17 protein-coding genes, 5 tRNA genes and 1 other RNA gene are annotated in these 18,517 nt (G+C 56.9%); 3 read left to right on the forward strand and 20 right to left on the reverse strand.

Annotation, left to right across the window (positions count from 1 at the left end):
* The first annotated feature begins 116 nt into the window (after positions 1–116).
* The 3 genes from FO014_RS03855 to zitB are packed head-to-tail and all read left to right on the forward strand — an operon-like array spanning position 117 to position 4,865.
* Entirely contained in the window at positions 117–722 is a 606-nt protein-coding gene (locus tag FO014_RS03855) for a response regulator (RefSeq protein ID WP_160031347.1), read from the forward strand.
* Positions 719–3,883: an ATP-binding protein gene (locus tag FO014_RS03860; protein WP_160027897.1), complete on the forward strand. Its 3,165-nt coding sequence runs from the start codon at positions 719–721 to the stop codon at positions 3,881–3,883. Before FO014_RS03855 ends, FO014_RS03860 begins: the two co-directional genes overlap by 4 nt.
* Positions 3,884–3,908: 25 nt before the next feature.
* Entirely contained in the window at positions 3,909–4,865 is a 957-nt protein-coding gene (zitB, locus tag FO014_RS03865) for a CDF family zinc transporter ZitB (RefSeq protein WP_105230169.1), read from the forward strand.
* A 40-nt stretch (positions 4,866–4,905) separates the two neighbouring features.
* Here the strand turns inward: zitB and pnuC are convergent, their stop codons facing one another.
* The 20 genes from pnuC to cydA form a co-directional block, all read right to left on the reverse strand.
* The gene (gene pnuC, locus FO014_RS03870; protein ID WP_160027899.1) at positions 4,906–5,631 is read right to left on the reverse strand and encodes a nicotinamide riboside transporter PnuC; all 726 of its coding nucleotides are present in this window, start codon (positions 5,629–5,631) and stop codon (positions 4,906–4,908) included.
* Positions 5,632–5,657: 26 nt separating this feature from the next.
* Positions 5,658–6,719, reverse strand: coding sequence for a quinolinate synthase NadA (nadA, locus tag FO014_RS03875; protein ID WP_160027901.1), 1,062 nt, complete (start codon positions 6,717–6,719; stop codon positions 5,658–5,660).
* A 231-nt stretch (positions 6,720–6,950) separates the two neighbouring features.
* Positions 6,951–8,120 (reverse strand): cupin domain-containing protein, encoded by a 1,170-nt coding sequence (locus FO014_RS03880; RefSeq protein ID WP_160027903.1) that lies wholly within the window; start codon positions 8,118–8,120, stop codon positions 6,951–6,953.
* Positions 8,121–8,784: 664 nt separating this feature from the next.
* Positions 8,785–8,860, reverse strand: a tRNA-Lys gene (locus tag FO014_RS03885).
* 69 nt (positions 8,861–8,929) lie between these two features.
* A tRNA-Lys gene (locus FO014_RS03890) sits at positions 8,930–9,005 on the reverse strand.
* Between the two features lie 70 nt (positions 9,006–9,075).
* Positions 9,076–9,151 (reverse strand) — tRNA-Lys (locus FO014_RS03895).
* 4 nt (positions 9,152–9,155) lie between these two features.
* Positions 9,156–9,231: transfer RNA gene (locus FO014_RS03900), tRNA-Val, on the reverse strand.
* 32 nt (positions 9,232–9,263) lie between these two features.
* Positions 9,264–9,385, reverse strand: a non-coding RNA gene (locus FO014_RS03905) — RtT sRNA.
* Positions 9,386–9,402: 17 nt separating this feature from the next.
* A tRNA-Lys gene (locus FO014_RS03910) sits at positions 9,403–9,478 on the reverse strand.
* Between the two features lie 178 nt (positions 9,479–9,656).
* Positions 9,657–10,427, reverse strand: coding sequence for a cell division protein CpoB (gene cpoB, locus FO014_RS03915; protein WP_160027905.1), 771 nt, complete (start codon positions 10,425–10,427; stop codon positions 9,657–9,659).
* A gap of 9 nt (positions 10,428–10,436) precedes the next feature.
* Positions 10,437–10,952, reverse strand: coding sequence for a peptidoglycan-associated lipoprotein Pal (gene pal, locus FO014_RS03920; RefSeq protein WP_105230165.1), 516 nt, complete (start codon positions 10,950–10,952; stop codon positions 10,437–10,439).
* Between the two features lie 44 nt (positions 10,953–10,996).
* Positions 10,997–12,289 (reverse strand): Tol-Pal system beta propeller repeat protein TolB, encoded by a 1,293-nt coding sequence (gene tolB / locus FO014_RS03925; RefSeq protein WP_015671368.1) that lies wholly within the window; start codon positions 12,287–12,289, stop codon positions 10,997–10,999.
* A gap of 132 nt (positions 12,290–12,421) precedes the next feature.
* A complete protein-coding gene (gene tolA, locus FO014_RS03930) occupies positions 12,422–13,540 on the reverse strand; it encodes a cell envelope integrity protein TolA (RefSeq protein WP_160027907.1) in 1,119 nt (372 codons plus the stop codon).
* Positions 13,541–13,618: 78 nt separating this feature from the next.
* Positions 13,619–14,047 (reverse strand): colicin uptake protein TolR, encoded by a 429-nt coding sequence (gene tolR / locus FO014_RS03935; protein ID WP_015671366.1) that lies wholly within the window; start codon positions 14,045–14,047, stop codon positions 13,619–13,621.
* A gap of 12 nt (positions 14,048–14,059) precedes the next feature.
* Positions 14,060–14,743 (reverse strand): Tol-Pal system protein TolQ, encoded by a 684-nt coding sequence (gene tolQ, locus FO014_RS03940; protein ID WP_160027909.1) that lies wholly within the window; start codon positions 14,741–14,743, stop codon positions 14,060–14,062.
* Positions 14,740–15,144 (reverse strand): tol-pal system-associated acyl-CoA thioesterase, encoded by a 405-nt coding sequence (gene ybgC / locus FO014_RS03945; RefSeq protein WP_160027911.1) that lies wholly within the window; start codon positions 15,142–15,144, stop codon positions 14,740–14,742. The genes tolQ and ybgC overlap by 4 nt, the downstream gene beginning before the upstream one ends.
* A gap of 130 nt (positions 15,145–15,274) precedes the next feature.
* Positions 15,275–15,568 (reverse strand): cyd operon protein YbgE, encoded by a 294-nt coding sequence (gene ybgE, locus FO014_RS03950; RefSeq protein WP_160027913.1) that lies wholly within the window; start codon positions 15,566–15,568, stop codon positions 15,275–15,277.
* A complete protein-coding gene (cydX, locus tag FO014_RS03955) occupies positions 15,568–15,681 on the reverse strand; it encodes a cytochrome bd-I oxidase subunit CydX (protein ID WP_105230162.1) in 114 nt (37 codons plus the stop codon). Before cydX ends, ybgE begins: the two co-directional genes overlap by 1 nt.
* A gap of 17 nt (positions 15,682–15,698) precedes the next feature.
* Complete coding sequence (cydB, locus tag FO014_RS03960; RefSeq protein WP_160027915.1) at positions 15,699–16,838, reverse strand: cytochrome d ubiquinol oxidase subunit II; 1,140 nt, start codon at positions 16,836–16,838, stop codon at positions 15,699–15,701.
* Positions 16,839–16,852: 14 nt separating this feature from the next.
* Positions 16,853–18,421 (reverse strand): cytochrome ubiquinol oxidase subunit I, encoded by a 1,569-nt coding sequence (gene cydA / locus FO014_RS03965; RefSeq protein ID WP_105230160.1) that lies wholly within the window; start codon positions 18,419–18,421, stop codon positions 16,853–16,855.
* Positions 18,422–18,517 lie beyond the last annotated feature (96 nt).

Genomic DNA, 18,517 nt, shown 5'->3' on the forward strand with positions numbered 1-18,517 from the left:
CTGACTTTTAACCACCGATTTGGCAGCAGATTGTGCTGTCAGATAACGGCGGCGCAGGACCTCCTTTTTCGCTATGCTACTCCCAGGCCCCTGCTGGACAATAGACGAACATGACGATGCTTTCCCTGTTACTGGTTGACGATCACCCGTTGGTTCATGTCGCACTGGAAGCGGCGCTGATAAAATCCGGCCATCCCTACGTCCTGACGGCGCAGCCGGACGATAGCCAGGCGCTCGCCTGGCTCAGCCGGCAGCGCTGCGACGTGCTGATTCTGGATATCGGCCTGCCGCAGGTTGACGGCCTGCAGCTGTTGAAGAAGATCCGCCGCCACTACCCGCAACAGCGTATCATCATCTATACCGCGCAGGAGGAAGCGCTGTATGCGCGTCTGGCCTACCAGTCCGGCGCCAACGGTTTTGTCCATAAGGGCGCATCGCTGGAACAGCTGGTGCACTGTATTGAACAGGTGATGCAGGGGGAACGCGTTTTCCCGCCGTCGCTCGGCGACGAGCAGGAAGAGAACGGTTCCAGCCCGTCGTTAACCGCCAAAGAATTGCAGGTGCTCGCCCTGCTGAGCAAGGGACTATCAAACCTGCAGATTGCCGAGATGCTGAATATCAGCAATAAAACCGTCAGCACCCACAAGAAAAATATTCTGCGCAAAACCGGTGCGGCAAATCTGCTGGAGCTGGCGGCAGTGTTTAAAGAGCTGGCGCCGTGAAACGCCTGATTCTGCTGTTCAGCCTGTTGGCGCTGTGCGCCTCGGCGCTGGCCGCGCAGCCGCCCCGCTATCATCTGGTCAGCAATCTGTCGCTGCCTAATGACATGCTGCTGGCGCGGGAGAAAAACCCCTGGCGCGGTAAGATGCTGCGCGTAGGCATTATCAGCGAAAACACCAGCCCTTATAACATCATCGTGGATGATGATCTGTATGGGCTGAACGCCGACTACCTCGACTACATTCAGCAGGTGACCGGCATCCGCTTTGAGGTTCTCGGCTTTGCCAACCTCGCCCGGCTACAGCAGGCGCTGCAGCGCGGAGAGATCGACCTGCTGTACGGCATACCCCGGCAGGCCATATCCGGCCCGCTGCAGCTGTCGCACCCCTATTACGTCAGCAACCTGCGGGTGCTGCGCGATCGCAATAATAACCGGCCGGTGATGCTCAACTCGGCAACCGCGCGCGTCGCCATCGGCGCCCTGACCGATATGCAGGCCGGCACGGCGCTGCAGGGCGTCACCTCTCAGGTACAGCGCTATGACAATAATTTTCAGGCGGTCTACGCCCTGCTTAACGGCAGCGATGATTACTTTATTGCCGATGACGCCAGCGCCAGTTTTATTATCGATCAGCTGCAATTAGGGCAACTTTACCAGGTGGAAAGCGCCATCAACCTGGGCAGCCTGTCATTTGTCTTCGCCGCGAACGACGCCAGGCTCATTGATTCATTGAATAACGCCATCGCCGATACGCCGATGGAGTTGATGAACAGCCTGCAGAGCCGCTGGAGTAAAAAAATCCCCAGCTATCTGGATACCGGCAACGCCGATCTGACGCCGATGGAGAAAAACTGGGTCGCCGCGCACCGCAGCGTGCCCTATGCCGCCGTTGAGAATAACTTCCCCTTTGTCTATCGCGACGCCGATAACCAGCCGCGCGGCTATCTGGTCGATATTCTTAATACCATCGGTCAAAACAGCGGCCTGCAGTTCACCCCGGTCTGGGCACGCAACGCCGAGCAGGCCGACGCGTTGGTCAACAGCGGCCAGGCGCTGATGCGCGCAGTGCTGCCGCTCACCGGTGACGCCAAAGCCCATTACAGCGCCAGTATGCCGGTCCATCGCGCGTTATGGGGCGTCTACGTCGGTCGCTACGCCGAAAATATCGCCGGCTGGGCCGCGCTGCAGGGCAAGCGCATCGGCTTTGTGCAGGGCGACCTCGGGCGCAGTCTGATCCCTGCCGGCAATCAGGCAATCGCGTTCAGCGACGCCAAAAGCCTGTATGACGCGCTGGCGAACGGCCGGGTGGACGCGCTGGTGGACAATGTCATTTCCGCCAACTTCCTGGCGCTGTCGCGCTATTCCGGCGCCATCCGGCTGGCCTTTCCCGCCAATAATATCGCCTATCCTATCGCCTTCGGCGTACGTCCCGATCGGCCCCTGCTGCTCGGCATTCTGGATAAGAACCTGATGCAGATCCCGGCGGAGACGCTGCGGTCGCTGCGTGAGACCTGGATTGTCGACCGCAGCAGCCTGATCGACGCGGTGAACGATAACCGCATGCCGCCGCAGACCACCTGGCTGCTGACGCTGCTGGCGATCATTATTCTGCTGCTGTTGCTGTGGATCGTGCGCCGCTACCGGCAGCAGCGCCGTGAGCAGCGCGAGCACCGCCGGCTAGAACAGGCGCGCCGTCAGGCCGAAGCGGAAAACCGCAGGAAGAGTAAATTTCTGGCGACGGTCAGCCATGAACTGCGCACGCCGATGCACGCCATCCTCGGCCTGCTGGAACTGGAGCTGAAAAAAACGCCGGCACCGGCAGGACTGCCGGTGATTTACAGCTCCGCCGCCTCACTGCTGAATCTGCTGAACGATCTGCAGGACTACGCCAAGCTGGAAAGCGGCTCGCTCACCCTGGCGCCCAAGCCGCTGGCGCTGCGCCCGTGGGGAGAACATCTGCAGGCGCTGTACCGGCCGCTGCTCGGCAACAAGGCGCTGACCTTCCGCGTCCGTCTCGATGAGAGCTTGCCCGACGCCGTCACTATCGATGGTGAGCGTTTACTTCAGATCGCCAACAACCTGATAAATAACGCCATTAAGTTCACTACGCGCGGCTACGTTGAGGTGAGTCTGGCCTGGCAAGACGGCACACTGCACCTGAGCGTCGCCGACAGCGGCTGCGGCATCGCCGCCGATGAGCTGGACAAGCTGTTCCAACCCTTTTACCGGGCGCGCGGCGCACAGCGTATTTCGGTGCAGGGCACCGGGCTGGGATTGTCGATCTGTAAAGAGATTGTCGAGCAGATGGGCGGCGCGATTGTCCTGCGCTCGCAGCCAGGCGTGGGTACACAGGTTGATGTGACGCTGCCGGCCGCCACGGCGCAGGCCATCACGCCGCCGCAGGACGCCGCGCCGGCGCGACGTTTTTCACCGTCGCTGCGGGTCGCGCTGATTGACGACCATCCGACCAATCTGTTGCTGATGGAACGTCAGCTGCGCCATTTCGCTCTGCAGCCGACACTGTTTGAACACGGTTACCCGCTGTTGCAGGCCCACCGCCAACGGCCCTTCGAACTGTTGTTTATCGACTACAATATGCCGCGCCCGGACGGCCTGACGCTAGCGCGCCTGATCCGCCGCGATGAACGGCGTCGTGGGTTGCCTGCCTGCCGCATCGTGCTGTGTTCCGCCGACGTGCAGGAGTTTACCCGCATTCCCGCCGGGCAGGTGCATATTGACCATTTTCTCACCAAGCCGATTTCCCTGGCGGCGATTGAACAGGTTTTAGCCGAAAACAGCCGGTTTACCCAGCCCCAGTTAGCCCTTACTGACCTAAAAAACCCGCTAACGGCACTCGGCGGCGATAATGTAGCCATGCAACAGCGGCTGGCATCCACGCTGCGCACTACCCTGCAGGCCGATCGCCAACGACTGCAGGCGGCGGCGCAACGGCAGGATTGGCAGGCGCTGGGCCAGGCGGCGCACCGTATTAAGGGCAGCCTGCTGATGCTGCAGCTCGGCATACCGGCGCAGCGCTGCCAGCAGGCGATCGACGCCGCCAGGCGCGGAGAATTCGCCGCAGAGGCCTATACTGAGATCGACGCCGCCGTGGCGCAGCTGTTAACGCTGCTGGACGACGCCGCGCCGACGATGAATGATTGAGTATCACGTTAAATAAGGACATAAGATGTCAGAAACCCCACACGTTCATCTGCCGAAAAACAGCAATAGTAAACGCCTGCTAACCGCTTTTTTAGTCACCGCCGGGTTTATGGTGGCCGAAGCCATCGGCGGCCTGCTTTCCGGCTCGCTGGCGCTGCTGGCCGATGCGGGGCACATGCTGACCGACGCCGCCGCACTGCTGGTGGCGCTGATGGCGGTGCACTTTTCACAACGTAAACCCAACGCCCGCCACACCTTCGGCTACCTGCGGCTGACCACGCTGGCGGCGTTTCTTAACGCGGCGGCGCTGCTGGCGATCGTTATCTTTATTCTGTGGGAGGCCATCCGGCGTTTCTTCGAACCGCAGCCGGTTATGGGCACGCCGATGCTGATTATCGCCGTCGCCGGCCTGCTGGCGAATCTGTTCGCTTTCTGGCTGCTGCACCGTGGCAATGAAGAGAAAAATATTAACGTGCGCGCTGCGGCGCTGCATGTACTGGGGGATCTGCTCGGCTCGGTCGGCGCCATCGCCGCGGCCATTGTGATCCTCACTACCGGCTGGACGCCGATTGACCCCATTTTATCGGTGCTGGTGTCCTGTCTGGTGGTGCGCAGCGCCTGGCGCCTGCTGAAGGAGAGCTTCCACGAGCTGCTTGAAGGTACGCCACAGGAGGTCGATATCGTCAAACTGCAGAAGGATTTGTGTCTGAATATCGCCGAGGTGCGTAATATTCATCATGTTCACGTCTGGCAGATCGGCGAACAAAAACTAATGACGCTGCATGCTCAGGTGATTCCGCCTCACGACCACGATGGCCTGCTGCGCCGCATTGAAGCTTATCTGCTTAAGCATTATCAGATTGGTCACGTGACCATCCAAATGGAATACCAACACTGCGATACGCCGGACTGCGGCATCAACCGGGCGCCGGAAGCGAGTGAGCACACACATTCACACTCGCACCTGGGTCATCACCACTGACGAGGGCGCTCCTGCACCGGCCGGCGCGGGAGCGATAAGATCAAGAGTGGGAGGAAAGCGGCCGTGACCCTCGGTCGGCCGCGCTGCGGATCCACAGCCAGGAACCGTTCAGTGCGATCAGAGTCAGGATGACATACTCCAGCGCCATGGCATACACGCCCTGGTAGGCAAAAATCGCCACGCTGATCACGTCAATCACCACCCAGAGCAGCCAGTTTTCCACATACTTGCGCGTCATCAGAATCATCGCCACGATCGACAGCACCATCATCGTCGAATCCCAGAACGGGAAAGCGTCCGGCTGCAGCGTCGGCGGCTCCACCGGCAGCCCCAGCGCCTGCATCACCGTCACCGCCGCCTGCGTCAGCCAGGCGAAGACGCGGTCGATGTTAAAGGTCATCAGCAGAATGCCCGCCACACACGCCGCTCCCCAGCCTAACGCCTTCGGCAGCGGCATCCAGCGAATCTGTAGCTCGGCCTGGCGATCCGCCGTCTGCCGGCTCCAGGCATACCAGCCATAGATATTGGCGCCGAAGAAAAACAGCTGCAGCAGCAGGCTGGCGTACAGCTGAATCTGGAAGAAGATCACCGCAAACAGCGTCACGTTGATCAGACCAAACAGATAGTTGATGATTTTTTCCTGGCTGGCGTACCAGATGCACAACAAACCGAACAGCGTGCCTATCGCCTCAATCCAGGACAGGTCATAGCCACCCGCCCCCAGCGGGATATGCACCATGATGTTGCTGGTACTAAAAAAATTCATCGGGCCTTCCTTTTTATCGGGTTAACTTAGGCGTTTCCTTTTACCTGCATCTTCAGCGTGGCGGCAAAATCCAGCATGCGGTTCAGCGGCAGCAGCGCTTTTTGCCGCAGCGCGCCGTCGACAAAAATTTCGTGCTGCGCCCCACCCTGCTCCAACCCGTCGGCAATCGCCTTCAGGCCGTTCATCGCCATCCACGGACAGTGCGCGCAGCTGCGGCAGGTCGCCCCTTCACCGGCGGTCGGCGCCTCAAACAGCTCTTTGTCCGGGCATGCCTGCTGCATCTTATAAAAGATGCCGCGGTCGGTGGCGACGATCAGTTGCCGCTGCGGTAAATTCTGCGCCGCCTGAATCAGCTGGCTGGTGGAGCCGACCGCGTCGGCCAAATCAACCACCGCCTGCGGCGATTCCGGATGCACCAGGATCGCCGCCTCGGGATAGAGCGCCTTCATGCGCATCAGCGCCTGGGTTTTAAACTCATCATGGACGATGCAGGCGCCCTGCCAGCACAGGACGTCGGCCCCGGTCTGTTTTTGCACATAGTTGCCCAAATGGCGATCCGGCGCCCAGATAATTTTCTCCCCGAGGCTGTCGAGATGTTCAATCAGCTCAACGGCAATGCTGGAGGTGACAACCCAGTCGGCACGCGCTTTTACCGCCGCTGATGTATTAGCGTAGACCACCACGGTGCGATCCGGATGACTATCGCAAAAGGCGTTGAACTCCGCCTCCGGGCAGCCGAGGTCGAGTGAACATTCAGCATGCAGCGTCGGCATCAGCACCCGCTTTTCCGGGCTGAGAATTTTCGCCGTTTCCCCCATAAAGCGCACCCCCGCCACCAGTAAAGTTGAGGCCGGGTGGTTGCTGCCGAAACGCGCCATCTCCAGCGAATCGGCAACGCAGCCGCCGGTTTCTTCCGCCAGCGCCTGAATTTCCGGGTCGGTGTAATAGTGAGCCACCATCACCGCATCGCGCTGCTTCAACAGCGTTTTGATTTTCTCACGGTAGAAGGCTTTTTCCGCCTGGTCGAGCGGTATCGGTTTGGCTGGGAACGGGTAGATTGCCGCATTGGCGTCAAACATTTCACTCATCACTGTCATCTCTGTGCTAGTCTGGAGAACCTGTTGCAACCGCCGCCTGCGGTTGTCCTGCCCCAATGTTTTATATACTAAACAAAATACCCAAACAAAAGACAAAAGTCGCTCTAATTTTCGTCTATAGACGATTTTTGTTTAACCGTTGAAACTTTGAGGGTCAATGAATATGAGCGGGGAACGGAAAACGCCAGCTGTCACCGGCGCTTGCCGCTTTTCTTGCTGCCGTTACTTTCTGCGGCGCGACATCACCAACTTGTCCTTCGGCCGCGCCTGCCAGTCCTCAACCTGATTATTGAAGTTGTCCGCCAGCAGGTAGGCCGGAGTTTTCGCCAGCCAGTCGGACAGAGAGATGTCCTGATAGATGCCGTTATCCAGCACTATCAGCACCTTCAGATCGCCGTCGCCGAGATTTTCAATGTAATGACCGAACCCTTGCGGCACATAGCCGACGTCGGAAGGCACGTACTCCTCGGTTTGGACATGACCGTGCGAACTGAATACCGTCATACGCCCCTTGCCGGAAATATAATATTGCCATTCATTGGCGTTCGGGTGCCAATGCAGTTCGCGTACTGCACCGGGTTTGACGATCTCGATAATGCCGGTCATGGTGGTGGAAATAGGAAATTCTTTTGACGACACCAAATGCACGCTGCCGGCGTCATTTTCAAAGAATGGTTTCTGTTTCATTAATTGATAACGGTGCGTTAACGGCGAATTATTCAGGCCTCCGTCATTTTTAGCTAACGGCAACGCCGGCGGTACCGCTCCGCCGACAATATAAGCCTCGCCCTGTTTGGCCTTGGAGAATATTGATGCCGGTATATTAACGCTTTTTTCTAATATTTCTTTCGGCATATGCGCCACCCAGTCGGTAATACTGAACGTGCCGAATTCGGAGAAGTGACCATTATCGAAAGCCAGAATAAAATGCGCGCCCTCAGCCAGCGCCTGAATGGAATGGCCGTAGCCCTTCGGAAAATACCACACATCACCGGGGCCAAAATCCGCCACCTCACATTTTCCTTCTGGATCGATAATGGTAATGCGCGCCCGTCCCTCCAGCATAAAGGCCCATTCAGCGGCGATAGCGTGCCAGTGCAGCTCGCGTACGCCGCCAGGCTCCAGCGTCATATCAACCCCGGCTACGCCTTCAGAAATCGGGAACTGTTCAACGGTGGCTTCCCGCGCCCAGCCGCTGGGCAGGCTGCGCTTTTTACTGTCGGTGAATTTGTATTTATACACGCCCCGCGCATCGGCGGGCGGCTGGTAGCTGCTGGGCGGCACAATATTGCGGTGATCATCGGCAACGGCGGACTTCACCATGCCGCCGATCATACCGGCGGCGGCCGCGCTAACGGCGGAGGCTTTCAAGATATCACGACGCGATAACATATCATCTTTCTCCAAAGCAATGGCGAACGCCTGCAGAATACCAGGCGCTGCAGCAATAAGATCGGAAGTAAAATAAGGCGTGTCACGCAATAGAATTTTCGGCGACCATTAAAGCGTAGTAATGAATGAAGCACTTCCCGCCTTTTGCTTTGTTTCTTTTTGTTAATAAGTGAGTGCGATTTTTATTATTTTATGCATTTTTAAATAATCACCAAATGGAAATTACTTATCTGAAGCGGAAATATAAATAAACCATCAACGAGATTAAATTATATTTGTTAGCTAGGTTGTTTTTATTGCCATATGGGAAATTACGTGAATGAAGCGACAGATAATAAGAAAGAGATGCACGACATAAATTTTAGAAATAGTGGGGTGTGTTGAATTGATGGCCTGCGGGCAACGCTGCGCGTTGTCGTCTCGCTTCGCTTATTACTCGTCTCATCCATGAGACTCACCCTACGGGCCAGCGCAAGCGCTGTTCAAAATCACTCCCGGCGATTTTGTCGAACCTGAACGCAGGTGACTCGTCTCTTCGAGACTCGCCCTTCGGGCCAGCGCAAGCGCTGTTCAAAAGCGTAAACGCTTTTGTCTCACCTACACGACTCGTGCACTATGCGATGACATTGCTGAGATATTTAAGATTGGGAATACTTTCTAGAAATGGTGGGTCGTGCAGGATTCGAACCTGCGACCAATTGATTAAAAGTCAACTGCTCTACCAACTGAGCTAACGACCCACTGATGTGGTGTACTGCTGAACGGCCTGAGATGTGATGCCGGTTTACTGCTTGCCCATTCTTTAAGAATGGTGGGTCGTGCAGGATTCGAACCTGCGACCAATTGATTAAAAGTCAACTGCTCTACCAACTGAGCTAACGACCCACTGACGTGGTGTACTGCTGAACGCTATAAAGCGTGATTCCCATTTTACTGCTTACCCATTCGTTAAGAATGGTGGGTCGTGCAGGATTCGAACCTGCGACCAATTGATTAAAAGTCAACTGCTCTACCAACTGAGCTAACGACCCGCAGTGGTGGGTGATGACGGGCTCGAACCGCCGACCCCCTCCGTGTAAAGGAGATGCTCTACCAACTGAGCTAATCACCCACTAAAGTGGTTACTGCACTACTTCTGGAAATTGGTGGGTCGTGCAGGATTACTCGGCTTGCGCCTCGCCCTTCGGGCCATCACTGCGTGATGTTGTCTCGCTACCGCGAGACTCGAACCTTACGGTTCTCATCCTGTCCGATTCCACTTTACTACCAATTCTTTAGAAATTGGTGGGTCGTGCAGGATTCGAACCTGCGACCAATTGATTAAAAGTCAACTGCTCTACCAACTGAGCTAACGACCCAATTTCCCTGCTGCTTTAACATCTTGCGAGATGTCTGGGCAACGGCGGCATATATTACTGTTTTATCTCAGCAGCGCAACCTAAATTTTTACGCATCAGGTTCAACTGCTGGTTCTTCATGCGATCAAGCCCAAAAATCGGTCGTATCGACCAACTTCTGGGCTTATTTTCTGCCAAATTAGCCAGCAATACGCTTTTGCGCCTGTTTGGCTGCGCTGCTGTTCGGGTACTGTTTAACCACCTGCTGGAACACGGCTTTGGCTTTATCAGCCTGCCCTTTTTCCTGCATGATGATACCGACCTTGTACATCGCGTCAGAGGCCTTTGGCGATTTCGGGTAATTTTTCACCACCACCGCAAAATAGTAGGCCGCATCGTCTTTCTTACCCTTGTTGTAAAACAACTGCCCCAGCCAGTAGTTGGCGTTCGGCTGGTAAGTCGACTTGGGATACTGCTTTACGAAGCTCTGAAAGGCTGGGATAGCCTGATCGTACTGCTTTTTCTCCAGCGCCAGCGAAACAGCGGCGTTGTAATCGCTGTTTTCATCGCCCTTACCGGCAGGCGCTGCAGAAGAAGCCGCAGCGCTACCCGCGCCTGCCGCAGCGGATGCTGCCGGTGCAGAAGCGCTCTGGCCGCCGCCTTGCCCAAGGCTGTCTATTTGTTCATAGATTTGCTTTTGGCGTTCTACGACCTGATTGAGCTGATATTGACTCTCCTGGATTTGACCACGGAGCGAGTCGATATCACGCTGGTTATCGGAGGCTTGCTGCTGGAGTTGGTTCAAGAGCTGGCTCTGAGCATTGGCGATACGCTCAAGCGTGGTGACACGGTCTTCGACCGAGCCGGAGCCGACATTACTGATTGGCGCTTGGGCAGTAGCGGCCCAGGGGGCCGCTACGCCAACCAGCAACGACAGACCCAACAGATGACGTCTGAAGTTACTGTTCATGCGATTCTCTTAGTAAACCAGAACGGCACGACGGTTTTTAGCGTAGGCCGCTTGGTCGTGACCCAGTACGGCTGGTTTCTCTTTACCGTAAGAAACGATAGAGATCTGGTCAGCGGAAACGCCTTTACCTTGCAGGTACATTTTCACGGCGTTAGCACGACGCTCGCCCAAGGCGATGTTGTATTCCGGCGTACCACGCTCATCCGCGTGACCTTCTACGGTCACTTTGTAAGATGGGTTGTTACGCAGGAAAGTCGCGTGCGCATCCAGCATCTGAGCGAACTCAGAAGAGATGTCATACTTGTCCAGACCGAAGTAAACGATGTTGTTTTTCTGCAGTTCTTGCATCTGCAGACGCGCTTGCTCTTCGGAAGACAGGTTGCTGCTGCCGCTTTCCATACCGGTAGTGCCGTTCGCGCCCATACCAGACTGATCGTTATCGGCGCTTTTGTTAGAACTACAAGCTGCTACAGCCAGAACTGGCAGTGCCAGCAGAAGCCCTTTCAGCACTTTGTTCAGTTGCATTTCTTTGATCCTTTTATAGTTTGCCATACATATTTACACATGCATCACAGATACGGCGACCAGGCAGGCGATTTTACCTGTCCATCAGTGGCCGGAAGACGCGCTTTGAAACGCCCATCGGTCGATACCAGCTGCAATACAGAGCCCATACCTTGCGTGGAGCTATAGATCACCATAGTGCCGTTTGGCGCGATACTTGGCGTTTCATCCAGGAACGTGTCCGTCAATACTTGAACGGCTCCCGATCCGAGATCTTGTTTGGCGATGTGCTGCACACCGTTATTGGTGGTCACCATCACCAGGAATTTACCGTCTGCACTGACTTCAGAGTCCTGATTCTGAGCGCCTTCCCACGTCAGACGCTGCGCGGCACCGCCGCTGGCGCTCATTTTATAGATCTGCGGACGACCGCCCTGGTCGGAGGTAAACGCCAGCGACTGACCGTCCGGGAACCAGGCCGGTTCAGTATTGTTGCTGCGGCCGTTGGTCAGTTGGGTCATCTGCCCGGAATTCAGATCCATCACGTACAGATTCAGGCTGCCGCTTTTCGACAGGGCAAACGCCAGCTTGCTGCCATCCGGCGAGAAGGCCGGCGCGCCGTTGTGGCGTGGATAAGAAGCAATCTGACGCACTGCGCCGTTAGACAGCGTCTGCACCACCAGTGCGGAACGACCGCTTTCAAAGGTGACATACGCCAGCTTGCTGCCGTCCGGCGACCAGCTTGGCGACATCAGCGGCTCTGGCGAACGGTGCACCACGAACTGGTTGTAGCCGTCATAGTCGGACACGCGCAGCTCATACGGGAATTTCCCGCCGTTGGTCTGCACCACGTAGGCGATGCGCGTACGGAAGGCGCCCTTGATGCCGGTCAGCTTCTCAAACACTTCGTCGCTGGCGGTATGCGCGGAATAACGCAGCCACTGCTTGGTCACTTTGTACTGGTTTTGCGCCAATACGGTGCCTGGCGCGCCGGAGGTATCCACCAGCTGATAAGAAATCAGATAGCTGCCGTCCGCCCCTGGCTGAACCTGGCCCACCACCACGGCGTCAATACCCAGCGCAGTCCAGGCCGCCGGCGTCACTTCAGACGCGGTGGTCGGCTGCTGCGGCATGCGCGCAGTGTCGATCGGGTTGAATTTGCCGCTGTTGCGTAAATCCGCCGCAACAACCTTGCCAATATCTTCCGGCGGCGTGCCCGGACCTGCCCACTTAAACGGCACCACGCCAATAGGCCGCGCGGAGTCGACCCCTTGGGTGATTTCAATGCGAACTTCCGCGTGCAACACGGAGGCCCACAGAATCAAAAAACCTAGCGCTACTCGAAATGCCTGCTTCATCTCATCTCCCTTATCCAGGCGGAATGCCTGCGATAAATTAGCAGAATTTTAACAAACCAACGCAAACAAAACTACATGATCCCTGTTGGTTACCTTAGTACATCCTTGCAAGATTACGCACGTACTCCACCGTTATTGCGGCTTGAATTCAAGGGTCGAATTCTTAAAGTGCTGGTAAACGGCGTCGCTCGGCGGTTTAGGAATCCGCGCCTGACGTGCCGCTGCGACCGCCGCCTGGCACAGCGCAGGGTCGCCGCCAGCAGACTGTACGCTGATCAGCAGGCCATCGGGCGCCAGCTTGATACGCAGATCGCAGGTCTTGCCAACGTAGGAGCTGGCGTCATAGAACTTGCTCTGGATCGCCGCCTGAATCTGCCCCATATAACCGCTGATATCCGCGCCGCTGGCGCCGGCGGTTTTGGCGTTGCCTTTACCGGCAGCCTTGCCTTCGCCCTGCTGCTTGCCGCTGCTCTTCGGCGCGTTCTTGCCGTCCGCCAGGCCACCGAACAGGTCTTCAACCTCAGACGACTGCTTGGCGGCTTCCGCTGCGGCTTTCTTCTTGGCTTCCGCCGCTTTCTTGGCGGCGGCGGCTTTCTCGGCCGCAGCTTTTTTCTGTGCTTCGGCGGCGGCTTTCTTCTCGGCTTCCGCTGCGGCTTTCGCTTCTGCCGCTCGCTTGGCCTCTTCCGCTTTTTTCTTCGCCGCAGCATCGGCAGCGGCCTGCTTCTTGGCTTCCGCTTCGGCTTTCTGCTTCGCGTCCGCCTGCGCCTTGGCTATCTTGTCCGCTTCGGCCTTCGCCTTGGCGGCGGCCTGCTCCGCCACTTTCTGCTGCTCTCTGGCCTTCGCCGCCGCGCTTTCCGCCGCCTTTTTCTGCTCGGCCTGTGCGGCTTTTTCTGCCGCCGCTTTTTCCTGCGCCGTCAGACGCTCCTGTTCCAGCGCCTTCAGGCGCTGCTGCTCTTCAGCCTGCTTCTGCTGCAGCTCTTCGGCCTGTTGCTCCGCCTTTTTCTGCCGCTGCTTCTCCGCACGCTGGGCGTCGTTGCTCTGCTGTTGCTGCCGGTTGTACTGTTCCACCACCGCACCCGGATCAACCATCACGGCGCCGACCACGGCGCCATCGCCGCCGCCGCCGGCGCTCATTTCGGCATTTTCGTGCAGCGATCCCCAAATCAACAGGGCAATCAATACAATGTGCAGAACGACCGAAACAATAACGGCGCGGTTCAGCTTATCGTTTTGCTCAGTTGCCTTTACCAAAATAGATTCCCAAAAACGGGCGTCTGGACAAGACACCTGCCCCGCAGGACAGGAGCCGGATTATCCATCGCCCTATGCTCAAATTGGCTGGGTCATCAACCCAACGGAAGCGACGCCCGCCTGATGCAGAATATTCAGCGCTTTGATAATCTCATCGTACGGCACGTCCTTCGCCCCACCGATCAAAAAGACGGTTTTCGGGTTGGCGGCCAGCCGCGATTTAGCCTCTGCCGCCACCTGTTCCGGCGGCAACAGTTCCATGCGGTCATGATCGGCCACGATGGTGTATTGCCCGACGCCCGAGACTTCCAGGATCACCGGCGGGTTATCATCGCTGGACACCGTTTTGGAATCGGTGGCGTCCGGCAGATCGACCTCCACGCTCTGCGTGATGATCGGCGCCGTCGCCATAAAGATCAGCAACAGCACCAGCAACACGTCCAGCAGCGGAACGATATTGATTTCCGACTTCAGCTCCCGACGGTTACGGCCACGTACTCTCGCCATACAACCCCCTACTTATTTGCTGTCGCTGGAGAAGGCCTGACGATGCAGAATGGCGGTGAACTCTTCCATAAAGTTGTCGTAATTCTGCTCAAGCTTGTTCACGCGCTGGTTAAGGCGGTTGTACGCCATCACGGCCGGGATGGCGGCAAACAGACCGATGGCGGTGGCGATCAGCGCTTCGGCGATCCCCGGCGCAACCATCTGCAAGGTTGCCTGCTTCACCGCGCCCAGCGCGATAAAGGCGTGCATAATCCCCCACACGGTGCCAAACAGGCCGATATACGGGCTGATGGAGCCGACGGTGCCGAGGAACGGGATATGGGTTTCCAGCGTTTCCAGCTCGCGGTTCATTGAAATGCGCATCGCACGCGACGCGCCGTCAATCACGGCTTCCGGCGCATGGTTGTTGGCACGGTGCAGACGGGCGAATTCTTTAAAGCCGGAGTAGAAGATCTGCTCCGAACCGGTCAGGCTGTCACGGCGCGCCTGGCTTTCCTGATACAGGCGGGAAAGCTCGATGCCCGACCAGAATTTGTCTTCGAAGGCTTCGGCATCGCGCGTCGCCGCATTCAGAATACGGGTGCGCTGGATGATGATTGCCCAAGAGGCCACTGAAAAGCATATCAGAATCAACATGATAAGCTTAACCAGCAGGCTCGCCTTCAAGAATAGATCAAGGATGTTCATGTCAGTCACTGCTTAAACTCCGCGACAATAGACTTAGGAAGCGCTCTCGGCTTCATTTGGTGTGGATCAATGCATGCAATCAACACATCGGCCTGACTCAGCAGCATGCCTTCTGAATTGACTATGCGTTGGGCAAACGTAAGGGAGGCCCCGCGCAGCTGGGTGATTTCACTCTGCACTTCCAGCTGCTCATCGAGCCGCGCCGGCAACAGATAATCCACCGTCATACGCCGGACCACAAAAGCGACATGTTCGCTGAGCAGCTGCTGTTGATGAAAGTCATGTTGACGCAGCATTTCGGTGCGCGCTCTTTCAAAAAAAGCGACATAGCGGGCATGATAAACCACGCCACTGGCATCGGTATCTTCGTAGTAAACGCGTACCGGCCATCGAAATAACGTATTACTCACTCTACTTCCCAGCAAGGCAATTTAACGCTGTTACTATACGCAAGTGAGATCGGGTTGGGAATGGGTTGCAAGGAGGGAACGAAAATAATTATGGGCCTCAGGGGCCCATAATCAAAGGAATGACAGCAGTTTATAAAGAAACGTAAAGTAATCCTGCCGCCAGGATGATAAGCGCCGGCAGCGGCGCGAAAAACGCCCGCCAGCGCATGCGCTGAGGCCGGAAACCGACGCCGTGAACCATGCCGGCGCAAACCGCCCAAATCAGCAGCAGCCCTTGCCAAATCTCCAGTGAACTGGTGCGCGCGGCGAAGCGCGTCGGATCCCAGAACACGCAGCCGGCCAGCGCCAGTGCCAAGACCAGGGAAAGGACCCGAACCGGGCCCTTGTCAGCGATGGCGTACAGTTTATCGGTTAACGAACTCATTACTCACCGTCTTGCTGTGCTTTCGTTTTTTCGCTCTGTTCAAGCGCCAGCGCCGTAATAATGCCAAAAGCGCAGGCAAGAAGCGTGCCGAGAATCCAGGCAAAATACCACATGATTTAGCTCCTTATCCTTAGTACAGCGAATGCTTGTTGTTTTCGATAAAGTTCTTATCGAGGCGACCAAACATTTTGTAGTACGACCAACTGGTGTACGCCAGAACGATAGGCACGAAGATAATCGCCACTACGGTCATCACCTTCAGCGTCAGCAGGCTGGACGTTGCATCCCACATGGTCAGACTCATGCTCGGGTTAGTGCTGGAAGGCATCACAAACGGGAACATGGTCACGCCGGCGGTCAGAATCACACAGGCAATGGTCAGCGATGAGGCGATAAACGCCAGCGCGCCCTTTTCCATCCGCGAGAACAGGATGGTAAACAGCGGCAGAATCACGCCCAGCGCCGGCAGCGCCCACAGCAGCGGATGGTTGTTGAAGTTAATCAACCATGCACCAGCCTGATGCGCCACTTCTTTACGCAGCGGGTTGGACTCCGCAGCGGTATTCAGAGCCGAGGTAATCACGTAACCGTCGATGCCTTTCACCAGCCAGATACCCGCCAACAGGAAGCATACCGCCATCACCAGCGCCGAGATCTGTGCCGCCGTGCGGGAGCGCAGATGGATTTCGCCGGTGGTGCGCATTTGCAGGTAAGTGGCACCCTGAGCAATCAGCATTGTCAGACTGACCACGCCCGCCAACAGACCGAACGGGTTCAACAGCTGGAAGAAGTTGCCGGTGTAGAACAGACGCAGGTACTCATCGATGTGGAACGGCACGCCCTGCAGCAGGTTGCCGAATGCCACGCCGAACACCAGCGCAGGCACAAAGGAACCCACAAAGATGCCCCAGTCCCACATGTTGCGCCAGCGCGTACTTTCCAGTTTGGAGCGGTAGTCGAAACCGACCGGGCGGAAGAACAACGCCGCCAGCACCAGGATCATCGCCACGTAGAAACCGGAGAACGCTGCGGCATACACCATCGGCCAGGCGGCAAACAGCGCGCCGCCGGCGGTGATCAGCCACACCTGGTTACCATCCCAGTGCGGAGCGATAGAGTTAATCATCACGCGGCGTTCGGTATCGGTTTTCCCGATCAGCCGCACCAGGATGCCGACGCCCATATCGAAGCCATCGGTGACGGCGAAACCGATCAGCAGTACGCCAACCAGCACCCACCAGATAAATCGCAGTACTTCATACTCAAACATACGTGGACTCCTGTTTAGCGCGCCTGCTGCACGGAGGCAGTCGGTTGTTCAAAGTGGTAGCGGCCGGTTTTCAGGCTGCTTGGCCCCAGACGTGCAAACTTGAACATCAGGTACATTTCAGCCACCAGGAACAGAGTGTACAAGCCGCAGATCAGCCCCATGGAGAACAACAGATCGCCGACGGTCAGGGAAGAGTTCGCCACTGCAGTCGGCAGCACCTCACCGATGGCCCACGGCTGACGGCCGTATTCCGCCACAAACCAGCCCGCTTCTACCGCAATCCATGGCAGAGGAATACCGTACAGCGCCGCACGCAGCAGCCATTTTTTCTGGCCGATGCGACCGCGCACCACGCTCAGGAAAGACAGGCCGATAATAGCCAGCATCAGCACGCCGCAAGCCACCATGATGCGGAAAGCGAAGTACAGCGGCGCAACGCGTGGAATGGAGTCTTTGGTTGCCTGCGCGATCTGCGCTTCCGTCGCGTCGGAGACGTTCGGGGTATAGCGCTTCAGCAGCAGACCGTAGCCCAGATCCTGCTTGGTCTTGTCAAATTCGGCGCGGATGTTAGGGTCGGTATTGCCGGCGCGCAGCTCTTCCAGCAGCTGGTAGGCTTTCATCCCATTGCGGATACGCACTTCATGCTGCGCCATCAGATCTTTCAGGCCGGTGACCTGGGTATCGACGGAGCGCGTTGCAATCAGGCCCAGCGCATACGGGATCTGAATGGAGAAGGCATTTTCCTGCTTGTCCTGATTGGGGATGCCGAACAGCGTAAAGGCCGCCGGCGCAGGCTGCGTTTCCCACTCCGCTTCGATAGCGGCCAGCTTGGTTTTCTGCACGTCGCCCATTTCATAACCGGATTCATCACCCAGCACGATAACGGACAATACTGCAGCCATGCCGAAACTGGCGGCAATGGCGAAGGAGCGTTTGGCGAACGCCACATCGCGACCTTTCAGCAGATAGTAAGCGCTGATGCCCAGCACGAACATGGCGCCGGTGGTGTAACCGGCGGCAACGGTGTGAACAAACTTCACCTGCGCGACCGGGTTCAGCACCAGCTCCGAGAAGCTGACCATCTCCATACGCATGGTTTCGAAGTTGAAGTCCGAAGCGATAGGGTTCTGCATCCAGCCGTTGGCGACCAGGATCCACAGCGCCGACAGGTTGGAGCCCAGGGCGACGAACCAGGTGACCGCCATGTGCTGCACCTTGCCCAGCCGATCCCAGCCGAAGAAGAACAGACCGACCAGCGTCGATTCAAGGAAGAACGCCATCAGACCCTCGATGGCCAGAGGGGCCCCGAAGATATCGCCGACGTAGTGGGAGAAATATGACCAGTTGGTCCCGAACTGGAACTCCATGGTCAAGCCGGTGGCCACACCCAGGGCAAAGTTAATTGCAAATAACTTACCCCAGAATTTGGTCATATCTTTATAGATTTGTTTGCCAGACAGCACATATACCGTTTCCATAATTGCCAGCAGAAACGCCATGCCAAGCGTTAATGGGACAAATAGGAAGTGGTACATCGCCGTTAAAGCAAACTGTAAGCGCGACAGTTCGACAATATCAAACATCTTGACTCCTTGCTCCTCGCAGGAAGACTCCGAATTGCGGCTATTGCTATTACGCCCGATGACGCAGCAAACAATAACGCCCCGCAGTGAATGCCA

It is taken from the genome of Serratia rhizosphaerae (assembly GCF_009817885.1).
Classification (GTDB): Bacteria; Pseudomonadota; Gammaproteobacteria; order Enterobacterales; family Enterobacteriaceae; genus Serratia_B; species Serratia_B rhizosphaerae.

What these genes read in the sequence shown, in the direction of transcription:
- FO014_RS03855 (WP_160031347.1), top strand. Translation starts at nt 117, where the DNA reads ATGCTTTCCCTGTTACTGGTTGACGATCACCCGTTGGTTCATGTCGCA.
- zitB (WP_105230169.1), top strand. Translation starts at nt 3,909, where the DNA reads ATGTCAGAAACCCCACACGTTCATCTGCCGAAAAACAGCAATAGTAAA.
- pnuC (WP_160027899.1), bottom strand. Translation starts at nt 5,631, where the DNA reads ATGAATTTTTTTAGTACCAGCAACATCATGGTGCATATCCCGCTGGGG.
- nadA (WP_160027901.1), bottom strand. Translation starts at nt 6,719, where the DNA reads ATGAGTGAAATGTTTGACGCCAATGCGGCAATCTACCCGTTCCCAGCC.
- FO014_RS03880 (WP_160027903.1), bottom strand. Translation starts at nt 8,120, where the DNA reads ATGTTATCGCGTCGTGATATCTTGAAAGCCTCCGCCGTTAGCGCGGCC.
- cpoB (WP_160027905.1), bottom strand. Translation starts at nt 10,427, where the DNA reads ATGAACAGTAACTTCAGACGTCATCTGTTGGGTCTGTCGTTGCTGGTT.
- pal (WP_105230165.1), bottom strand. Translation starts at nt 10,952, where the DNA reads ATGCAACTGAACAAAGTGCTGAAAGGGCTTCTGCTGGCACTGCCAGTT.
- tolB (WP_015671368.1), bottom strand. Translation starts at nt 12,289, where the DNA reads ATGAAGCAGGCATTTCGAGTAGCGCTAGGTTTTTTGATTCTGTGGGCC.
- tolR (WP_015671366.1), bottom strand. Translation starts at nt 14,047, where the DNA reads ATGGCGAGAGTACGTGGCCGTAACCGTCGGGAGCTGAAGTCGGAAATC.
- ybgE (WP_160027913.1), bottom strand. Translation starts at nt 15,568, where the DNA reads ATGAGTTCGTTAACCGATAAACTGTACGCCATCGCTGACAAGGGCCCG.
- cydX (WP_105230162.1), bottom strand. Translation starts at nt 15,681, where the DNA reads ATGTGGTATTTTGCCTGGATTCTCGGCACGCTTCTTGCCTGCGCTTTT.
- cydB (WP_160027915.1), bottom strand. Translation starts at nt 16,838, where the DNA reads ATGTTTGAGTATGAAGTACTGCGATTTATCTGGTGGGTGCTGGTTGGC.
- cydA (WP_105230160.1), bottom strand. Translation starts at nt 18,421, where the DNA reads ATGTTTGATATTGTCGAACTGTCGCGCTTACAGTTTGCTTTAACGGCG.